6 protein-coding genes are annotated in these 8,210 nt (G+C 62.8%); 4 read left to right on the top strand and 2 right to left on the bottom strand.

Going from position 1 to position 8,210, the window contains the following annotated elements; translation table 11 throughout:
* Window positions 1-926: wax ester/triacylglycerol synthase domain-containing protein (locus ACLP9N_RS00440; RefSeq protein ID WP_442405552.1), on the bottom strand; the 926-nt coding region annotated here is incomplete at its 3' end.
* 202 nt (window positions 927-1,128) lie between these two features.
* Between ACLP9N_RS00440 and ACLP9N_RS00445 the strand changes: the two genes are divergently transcribed.
* Both ACLP9N_RS00445 and ACLP9N_RS00450 read left to right on the top strand, forming a co-directional pair.
* Window positions 1,129-1,521, top strand: a complete 393-nt coding sequence (locus ACLP9N_RS00445) for a hypothetical protein (RefSeq protein WP_442374580.1) — start codon at window positions 1,129-1,131, stop codon at window positions 1,519-1,521.
* Between the two features lie 474 nt (window positions 1,522-1,995).
* Window positions 1,996-3,915: a DNA/RNA helicase domain-containing protein gene (locus ACLP9N_RS00450; RefSeq protein WP_442405553.1), complete on the top strand. Its 1,920-nt coding sequence runs from the start codon at window positions 1,996-1,998 to the stop codon at window positions 3,913-3,915.
* Between the two features lie 331 nt (window positions 3,916-4,246).
* Here ACLP9N_RS00450 and ACLP9N_RS00455 read toward each other — a convergent pair whose 3' ends face one another.
* On the bottom strand, window positions 4,247-7,348 hold the full coding sequence (locus ACLP9N_RS00455; RefSeq protein ID WP_442405554.1) for a DUF3427 domain-containing protein: 3,102 nt from the start codon (window positions 7,346-7,348) through the stop codon (window positions 4,247-4,249).
* Window positions 7,349-7,612: 264 nt separating this feature from the next.
* On the opposite strand from ACLP9N_RS00455, the gene ACLP9N_RS00460 reads away from it, so the two are divergent.
* Together ACLP9N_RS00460 and ACLP9N_RS00465 are read left to right on the top strand one after the other, a co-directional pair.
* Window positions 7,613-7,909, top strand: coding sequence for a hypothetical protein (locus ACLP9N_RS00460; protein WP_442405555.1), 297 nt, complete (start codon window positions 7,613-7,615; stop codon window positions 7,907-7,909).
* A complete protein-coding gene (locus tag ACLP9N_RS00465) occupies window positions 7,878-8,183 on the top strand; it encodes a helicase associated domain-containing protein (RefSeq protein WP_442405556.1) in 306 nt (101 codons plus the stop codon). The genes ACLP9N_RS00460 and ACLP9N_RS00465 overlap by 32 nt, the downstream gene beginning before the upstream one ends.
* Window positions 8,184-8,210 lie beyond the last annotated feature (27 nt).

The raw sequence follows: 8,210 nt of genomic DNA on the forward strand, positions 1-8,210 counted from the left end.
TCGCGGCTGCGCACCGTTACCGGGCAGATGGCCACCAGCGACTTGTGGGGCAGCTCGTCGTGCGCGGTGAGCCACTCCCGCAACACCCCCGCCACCACGGCGGTCACCACATCGTTGCCGGTCACCCCGGCCGCGTTCTGCACGGCTCGGATGCGCGACTTCGGCCAGCTGGCCCCCGCGAAGGCGTGCTCGCGGCCGAGCCGGCCGTTGAACCTGGTGTAGGGGGCGCCGAACGGCAGCACGGTATTCCTCGCCGCGAGGCTGGCGACGACTGTCGATATTTCGCCGAGGGCGAGTTGGCGGACAAAACCCAGACCCGACGTGGCGGCGTTCACCCCCGAGCGCACCAGCGAGAACGGGTTGGGGATCAGTCCGCGTGAGGCAGCGGCACGCTCGGCTGGGTGCCCCGGCGCGATGGTGTAAAGCGGCGGCATTGCCCGGCGATCGGGGTCGGTGGTCATCGCACCGGCGATCATGTTGAGTCCGGCGACGCCGTCGACCACGGTGTGGTGCACCTTGATGTACAACGCGAATCGAGCGTCCTCGAGACCGTCGATGAGATACGCAATCCACATCGGTCGCGACCGGTCGAGCCGTTCGCTGTGCAGCTCGCTGATCAGCTTCCCCAGCGCTTCGCGATCGGCGCCCGCAGGCAGCGTGCGGCGCTGGATGTGGTCGCGCATGTCGATGTTGTCGTCGCTGCGCCACACCCAGACGCCTGCGGTGTCGACGCCGACGTGCGGGTGCCGGCGAAATCGCGGATCAAGCTCAGCGGTGCTGGTCAGCGCATCGCGGTACAGCTCGTCGACGTACCCCGGGCCCGCGTCGGCGGGTGGCGACAGGATCAGCAGCGCGGCGACGTGCATCGGGTCGGACAGCAGCTCGGCCGCCATCATCGCCACGTCCAACGGCTCCAGCAGGTCCATCGGCTCAGACCCCGACCTCTCCCACGTGATTGGGACCACCGTAGCGTTGTCGCGCCGCCGCCCGCGCTGAAATGGCGGCCGCGGGGCGATATGAACCGTCCCCGGTTTTATGCCTGTGATCTATGATGTGATATATCTGTGTTTTAATGTGGTATGAGCCTGTTTTTTTGGGTTGATGTCTATTGTGGAGTAGGTGGCTGACATGACGGTGACATCCGCACGACCCGATCTGATCGCGTACCGGGAAGCGGTGACCATGTCGACCCCCGAGCTGGTAACCGCGTTGCGAGAACTCCTGGGGGCGAAACTCGTTGCCTACCTGGGCAAAGTCAAGGAAACCCGCGCTGTGCGCCAGTGGGCAGAGGGCAGCCGCGAGATCGCCAACGCTGCTGATGTGGAACGGCTTCGGTTGGCGTACCGTGCGGCGCGGATGATCACCGACCGGGATCGCAAGGAAGTCGCCCAGGCGTGGTTCCAGGGTCTCAACCCAATCCTCGAGGACCGATCGCCCGCGCGGGTGTTGCGGGACGGCGACTTGGAAACGGACGGTGCCTCGGTTCTTGCCGCGGCGCGCCAGTTCTCCGCCGTCGGCTGAATGCCAGCCGAACCGATTCGAATCGAGAGCGTCTTTGGGCCCCGAATGCCTTCTCATCACCCCTCACGCTCCCGGCGTGGCTGCGGGATGTGCAAGCCGCACAAGCGCCGCGGCGCCGGCCGTGCTACCAAAGCGCCGGTGGCCGTGCTACGCAAGATTGGCAAACAGCGACGGGTGCGCCACGGCGACTTCGGCCGTTGATCCAACCGCGGGGTCGCACGGGCGACCACTAGATCGTCCGCGGAACAGGCCTGATACGCCAGGCGGCCCGCAGCGGACGACGGGATCGCGCATGACCGAATATTGCGGCGGATTCGAGACCACCTTGGCCTAGCATGATTTCTGCGGTCCGACGGACTTCCTCGGTCACCTGTAGCCGGCTCGGATATGTCCCCACCCGCACGACTGTGTTCGTGCTGCCTTGGGGAACTCGACGTGACACTCATCCGGACGACCGCGAATCGTCTTATTGGTATGACGCCTGAGTCATTGGTTGAGCAGATGCTGGAGCAGATGCTGTACCGAACTGGCCGGCGTGCGGCGCCGGCCGAGCAGTCCTCTTGGAAGCGCAGCCTCCCAGTCTTGGCCGCGGACCTTGCCGATGCCGGCCTCGGCGATGTCGAGATGCTGGTCGAATATCACCTTCCGCTCACATCTCAGCGTGCCGACGTTGTCCTCGCCGGCACCCACCCCCGAACCGGAGAGGCGTCATACGTCATCGTCGAGTTGAAGCAGTGGTCAGCCGCCTACACCTTCGAAGGTGACCCGGAGATCGTCGAAGTTCCGGGTGTCCCAGGGGGACCGCGGTCGCATCCCGTGATTCAGGTGCGAGGCTACTGCGAGTACCTCCTCGACTTCGCCCGAGTGATAGCAGACCGTCCTGATTCGGTGGCAGGAATGGCCTACCTGCACAACGCATCCGATCCCGCTCTCGTCAAGGAACTACTCGCCGTTCCGGTCTCAACGACGGGCCGACTCTTCACTGCCGCCGACAAGGGAGCCATGTTCGACTTCCTTCGGTCGAGGCTTGCTCCGGTCCCCGGACGGCAGGCGGCTGATTTGTTGATCAACTCTCCCGTGGCACCGTCGAAACAGCTGCTGAAGCTTGCGGCTGCGGAGATCCGCGACCGCTCGCAGTTCCGGTTGATCGGAAACCAGCAGCTGGCGGTGGACTTGGTTATGCATGCAGTGGAGCACGCGCGTGCCGGGAACGCCAAGCGGGTGATCGCGGTGACCGGTGGGCCCGGCAGTGGCAAGAGCGTCATCGCGCTGTCTCTTGTCGGCGAGCTGGCACGGCGGGGTCGCACCGTCATCCATGCGACGGGGTCACGCTCGTTCACTCAGACGCTCAGGAAAGTCGCGGCTGTCAGAGCACCGAAGGTCCGGGCGTTGTTTAAATATTTCAACCAGTTCATGACGGCCGATCCCAACGGCTTGGACGTTCTGATCATGGATGAGGCGCATCGCATCCGGCAAACCTCGGTCGACCGGTATACCCGCGCGGAGTTACGGACCGATCGCCTGCAGATCGACGAACTCATTGCCGCTGCCCGGGTTCCGGTCTTTCTGCTCGATGAGCACCAGGTGGTACGTCCCGGTGAAATGGGAACCCTTGAGCAGATCGAGCACCACGCTCAGGACCTCGGACTCGACTTTCAGCACATTGCGCTCGGCGAGCAGTTTCGGTGCGGCGGGAGCGAGGAATACGTGCACTGGGTGGTCCGACTGCTGGGACTCGACGGTGATCATCCACCAACGGTGTGGTCCGGTGATCCGCAGTTCCATGTCAGCCTCGCTGAGACGCCTGAGGAGATGGAACGCTATCTGGTAACCCAGATGCAGAAGGGATACACCGCGCGTATCACCGCCGGGTATTGCTGGCCGTGGAGCGATGCACGCAAGGACGGAACCCTCGTCCCCGACGTTCAGATTGGGGCGTGGTCGCGTCCGTGGAACAGCAAGAGCGACAGGCGAATCGGAGACGCACCACCCAGTGCGCTGTGGGCCACCGACGACGGAGGATTCGAGCAGGTGGGCTGTATCTACACCGCACAGGGGTTCGAGTACGACTGGAACGGCGTGATCCTCGGACCGGACCTTGTGTGGCGCGACGGGCGGTTCGTGACAGTCCGCGATTCCAACCGGGATCCCGATTTCCGCAATCCGAAGACTCTGCCCGACAATAGGTTCAACCTCCTTGTGCGTCATGTCTACAAGGTCCTGCTGACTCGCGGGATGATCGGCACGGTCATCTACTCGACCGACCGCGAGACACGGGAGGCGCTACGCTCGCTTGTCGGTTTTCGTCGAGGTAGGGAAAGCCGTTCTATGGATGTCCAACCGCAAGATGTGAAGACCGTCATGGCAGATGACCGGGCGAGCGCCGGGCGATGAGAGGACAAGTCGCTCCCATGGTCAGCTCTCCGAGAGTCAGGATCGCCAGTGTCTGCGCTGTGTGCGGGCCTTCTTCAGGGGTGTGACGGTCCCGGCTGGCTCATGGCCGCTGGCGGATTGGAGTTGGGCGCTTAGTTTCGGCGATCACTGTGACGGCGCCGCCACGATGTCGTTGGCGAATACGTCCAGATATGTCCAGCACGCTCGAACGAGCGGCCAAAAGGTGTCGGGAGGTATGACTGGGGTGTTAATACCGGACGAGCTCGAGTCTCTTTAGATTTCACACACGCCACCAAGACGATGTGAACATCTGCGGTGGGTTCGGTGCTGCTCATGCTACGGCCACCGATGACGCTTGGTACACCTCTGTCGGCATCGACTGGCGCAGCCGCCAGGTGATCGCCATCGGCCGGTCCCCTTCGTGCGAGACGTAGTCAGCCGGACCCAGAAACACATATGGCGAAGTGCCAAGAGCGTTGGTCTTTGCTTGCCGCACGAAAAGCAGGATGTGCGAACCCCGTTCCCGATGATGGATGTACCGCTGCCCAGTCGGTGAGGGCGACGACGTGGTGGACTGCGATTCCCAGTGAAACAAGTCCGGACTGAGCGCGAAGTCGCGATACATCGTGGTCGGCGAATAGTCGCTGTCGGACTTCTTCAACGTGATCAAGAAGGCATCGGCGTTGGCTGATTCACACCACGCCACTCCCTCTCGCATGGTGCTGGGCGTCCGACGCAACGACGCAAAACCCAGCGCCGCAAGGATTTCCTCTCGGGAATAACTTGCATGAACCTCGAGCGGTACTTGGGCGAGCTCGGGGACGAGGCTGCCCAACTCGTAGGTGCTACGGCGGGCAGTGTCGAATGCGATATCGATCACTTCGCGTAGTTCGTCGACAACCGCTTCGCCACGGAGCGCATCGAGTCCTGCTGCAGCACTATCGAATCCGCCGCCATTCGGGTTCAACGAGTAGAACAGCATCTCGGCAAGTCGGCGCTCGATAGGGCTGTCCATGTCAACGCTGCCGTCGAGGATCGACCGGTAGGCCGTCCACCGTCGACGGTCGTCGACGTGCGCGACAGCGCGCACGCGCTTGACTAATTCTGCCTCGCGCGGCCCGATGTCCGAATCGAGCTTGCCCGCATCGCGGCACAGCGACGTCCACGACCGATTGTTCTTGAGGACGTCTTCGAGACCGCGCCCAGAAGCGTCAAGATAGGACGCCAGCCGATTATCTGGATGTGCGCGAACTTCGGACACCAGGGCGGCCCATCTCGGAGCGACCTGCTGTCGGATGTTTTCTAGCACGAGATCCTGCGCGACTGAGTCGAGAACGATCTGACTGCCCGACGGCAGGAACGGGAACCCCTCCTCGACCTGTCGCTGCAGCGCCTTTCCGCCGAGTCCAGTCATCGCTCGAAAACGCTGATCGAATCGGAACTCACGGCGTTGGTGCCCAACAAAATCTAGCGCGGTCAGTACGGTTTTACCTCTGGTAAGCCGGAGGCCCCGACCCAGCTGCTGCAGGAAGACGGTCGCGCTCTCTGTGGGGCGCAGGAATAGGACGGTGTCGACCTCTGGAATGTCGAGGCCTTCGTTGAAGAGGTCGACTGCGAAGAGGATGTTGATGTCGCGGTTGCGCAGCGCATTAAGTGCGTCGCGGCGGTCTGCCGCTGAAGTCTCGGCGGATACCGCGCGGGCAGGAATACCAGCTTCAACAAATCGCTGGGCCATATAGCGCGCGTGCTCAACGCTGACGCAGAAACCTAACGCGCGCATGGCCGCAACGTCGGCCACCTTGTCGCCGAGTTCCTTCAGCACTATGCGGGTGCGAGCATCGTTCCCGGTGTACACACCACTCAGAGCTGCCAAATCGTAGCCGCCACGGCGCCACTGAACAGACTCAAGATCTGTTCCGTCGTGGATGCCAAAATAATGAAACGGGCACAGCAGATTCTGCTCGAGTGCTCCCCACAACCGTAGCTCTGCGGCAACCCGGCCACCGAAAAAGTCGCGGACGTCGACGCCGTCGGCGCGCTCGGGGGTAGCGGTAAGTCCCAACAATTCGATTGGACGCACGCGGTCAAGCAACCGCCTATATGATGCGGCTTCGGCGTGGTGGAATTCGTCGACCACCACAACGTCAAAGTGATCCGGCGTAATGCCGGAAAGCCTTGCTTGCGAGAGAGATTGAATGCTGGCGAACACGTGACGCCAGTTCGCCGGTTCCTGTCCGTCGACGAGCAGCTCACCGAATGTGGGATCAGTGAGAACTTCTTGATACATGCGTCGCGCTTGCAGCAGAATCTCCTTGCGGTGGGCCACGAACAGCAGTGTGAGGTCATGACCGTGGGTGTCGCGGATGAGTCGGCGATAGTCCAAGGCTGCGATGACGGTCTTCCCGGTTCCGGTCGCCGCGACGATCAGGTTGCGATGGCGGTCGTGAATCGTGCGCTCTGCGTCAAGTTCTTCGAGTATTTCGGCTTGGAACGGCTTGGGGTGAACCTCGAGGCCAGATAAGGTGACGGTGATCCCATCACGCGCTCGATTTCCCGATGCGGTCTCGAGTGCCGCTCGCAAGCGGTCGCCGTCCTCCGATGGCCTGTACAACTCGAACTCCCTGTTCTCCCAATAGGAGTCGAAGGTGGCCCGAAACTTCTCCAGGAGGTGCGGTGTTGATATCGCGGAGAGGCGGACGTTCCATTCCAACCCATCCACAAGCGCCGCATGGGACAGATTGCTGGACCCGACATAGGCGGTATGGAAACCAGTATTGCGCCGCAGCAGCCAGGCTTTAGCGTGCAGGCGGGTGCGGTCGGTTTCATAGTTGATGCGGACATCGGCCCCGAACTCGTTGACTAAAGCATCAAGAGCGCGAGCGTCCGTGGCGCCGAGGTAGGTCGTTGTAATGACACGGAGCGTGATGCCGCGCCGACGCAGTTCGTTGAGCTGATCCTCGAGTAGGCGGAGGCCCTGCCATTTGACGAAAGCACACAGCAGGTCGACATGATCGGCGCTCGCGAGCTCGGTGCGAAGCTCGGCGGCCAGTGTGGGTTCGTTGCGCGCGTTGGTCATCAGCGCGGCGTCGGAGAACGGAGTTGCGGGTCGTGGGAGACGAGGCTTAGCAAGGCCGCCCGCGCTCGCCACCTCGTCGAGCCGGGTGATCTTGCCCGGTTCGACCTGGTGCAGCGCCTCGCCGACAGCGTGAGCGTCGGGCAGCACCTCCAGGATCCGCCGAACGAGTTCTACGCGGCCCTCAGCGGCGCCGGCGCCACGCATGGCGCGTTCGATGATCGGCGCAAGATGGCGCGCGATCGTCAGCGCCTGCTCGGCCTCGTCAACAGTGCCGTACTCGGCCTGCAGGTCGTCCCGTTGCTCGAGCTGCTGATTGAGCTGATCCGTCAGCAGCGACTCGTATATCCCCCTATGCACGAAGCGGACGTTAGCGGATCGCAGCGACATTGCTGCGCGATAACCGTGATCATCCAGGCGGACGAGCAGCTCCTCTTCGTCGTGCCAGACGTTGAAGAAGCCGTTTTTAGACGCCGCCGTGGATGCGGACTACATCGAAGGCCGAGTTCACGACGATCGGCGCCACCTTCTCACCGCAATCGCCGGTGTCCTCTGTCAAGCCGCGAGGGGATGCCTGCATCGGATTGCGGAGTGGGTGTCGGCTTTCGGCGTGATGATGGAGTGGTGACGGAAGTTCAGGAGCCCATCATGCTGGGCGGATATGCGGCCAAGCAGTGCCCTGTGCGGGTGCAGAACGACTTCCTGCCGCTGGTGCAAACGTTGAAGTGGGTTCCCTCGCCGGAGGATCAGGCTCGCCTGGACGCGGGGATTGCCTTCGAGCGAATCGCGTTCGATAACCTTGTCGTAGTTCATCCCACCGCGGTTGTGGTGGACCCGCAGCTGGGCAAAGCCGACGCGATCGCGATGACAGTAGAGGCGATGAACGCGGATGCACCCCTCGTACACCACCCCCGACGGTGACCGGCTCGGCGCGTGGGTCGTAGACCAACGCAACCGCTTCGCGCGGGGCATGCTCGATCCCGATCGCTCAGCGCGGCTCGAGGAGTTGCCGGGCTGGACCTGGGGCCCACGAAGGCGGGCGGTCCCATGCGAAAACCACGACACCGGGAGCCACATGAACAGCCATCCCATCGCCGTCGCCCGCCAAGCATCCCAACGTGTGGATCGACACCAGCGCCTACATGCCGAGTTACTACTCGCAATCGTTTGTCCACTTCCTACGAACCTTCGGTAAGCACAAGTGCATCTGGGCAGCGACTTT

The sequence above is a fragment of the Mycobacterium sp. genome, from assembly GCF_052144515.1.
Taxonomy (GTDB): Bacteria; Actinomycetota; Actinomycetes; order Mycobacteriales; family Mycobacteriaceae; genus Mycobacterium.

Bases quoted from the DNA above. Each gene is read 5' to 3' on its own strand.
- ACLP9N_RS00445 (WP_442374580.1), top strand. From the start codon at position 1,129: ATGACGGTGACATCCGCACGACCCGATCTGATCGCGTACCGGGAAGCG.
- ACLP9N_RS00450 (WP_442405553.1), top strand. From the start codon at position 1,996: ATGACGCCTGAGTCATTGGTTGAGCAGATGCTGGAGCAGATGCTGTAC.
- ACLP9N_RS00465 (WP_442405556.1), top strand. From the start codon at position 7,878: ATGCACCCCTCGTACACCACCCCCGACGGTGACCGGCTCGGCGCGTGG.